Origin of the sequence: Flavobacterium tibetense (genome assembly GCF_003293845.1) — a bacterium.
Taxonomy (GTDB): Bacteria; Bacteroidota; Bacteroidia; order Flavobacteriales; family Flavobacteriaceae; genus Flavobacterium; species Flavobacterium tibetense.
This window is the reverse complement of the sequence record NZ_QLST01000043.1, coordinates 1-1,042: the sequence shown is the minus strand read 5'-3', so window position 1 is coordinate 1,042 and position 1,042 is coordinate 1. Positions and strand designations below refer to the sequence as shown.

At 40.3% G+C, this 1,042-nt stretch carries 1 protein-coding gene; it reads right to left on the bottom strand.

Going from position 1 to position 1,042, the window contains the following annotated elements; translation table 11 throughout:
• Window positions 1-1,042: transposase (locus tag DPN68_RS13005; RefSeq protein WP_113990046.1), on the bottom strand; the 1,042-nt coding region annotated here is incomplete at both ends.

Sequence of the window (1,042 nt, the reverse complement as noted above, 5' to 3'; positions counted from 1 at the left end):
GGAAATAACTTGGGCTAAAACACTTGGTTTTTTGATGGTAAAACGCAAGTATTTCTTCAAGTTGTAGGTTAAACTTGCCATGAGTACATGTTTGTTTGCGTTTTTGATGCCTCGGGTGTTGACTCGTTTCATGTTCGTGAAGTTGACCAAGGTTCCAATCACAGGTTCGACTGTTTTACTTCGTATTCTCGACATCTTTTTGGCATATTTGGCATTTTGTGTGAGTTTTTGATGCATACGGTCGTAATGTTCTTTGTGGATGCTATCGTCTAGCTTTTTAAACTTAGTGCTTTTGCCACAACATTGTTCTCTGAGTGGGCAGTTTTTACAGTCACTCTCGCTGCTTCGGTACGTGCGTTTGGTGTAGCCTTTACTATCCGTTTTTTCGCCTTTGAAAAGGAGTTTGGCTTGGTTGCCTTCGGGTTTAGTGCATTGGTAATAATTTTCCTCTTTGTTGAAGGTAAAACCTTCGCGCTCGGGTTTGTATTGCCCGAAGTTAGGAATGTAGGCATCAATATTTTTTTTATGTAAATACGCCAACGCTTCGCCACTGCTGTAACCGCCATCGGCTAAAAGTTCTTCTAATTCAATGTCGTTTTCGTTTAGGTTTTCTTCGATAAGTTCCACAATTTTTTCTAAACATTGACTATCGCGCTTGTCTGCAAAATCAGAACACGCTCCAGTAATAACATGGTGTGCATCGTCTACTGCGATTTGTCCAAAATAGTTTAATTGTCGCGCTTTCCCTGGTTTTACACTCACTCTTGCATCGCTATCTGTAGGCGAATAATGCGTATGATTCGATACATATTTGGGACGAATGATATTCCCAAATTTATCTACTTTGTCTTTGCCAGTAGCGTTGGGCATTCCTTTATAGGCTTCCTCTTTCCAAGCGTGATGCTGTTCTACTAGCTTCTTTCTGGTGCTGGTGGTTTTAAATTCACTGTTTTCTTCTAACTCGTTTACAAAAGCACTCGCATCTTCCAAAACTTCTTTCTCTACCAAACTATCCATACTCGCATTGGCTTTGATAAAAACG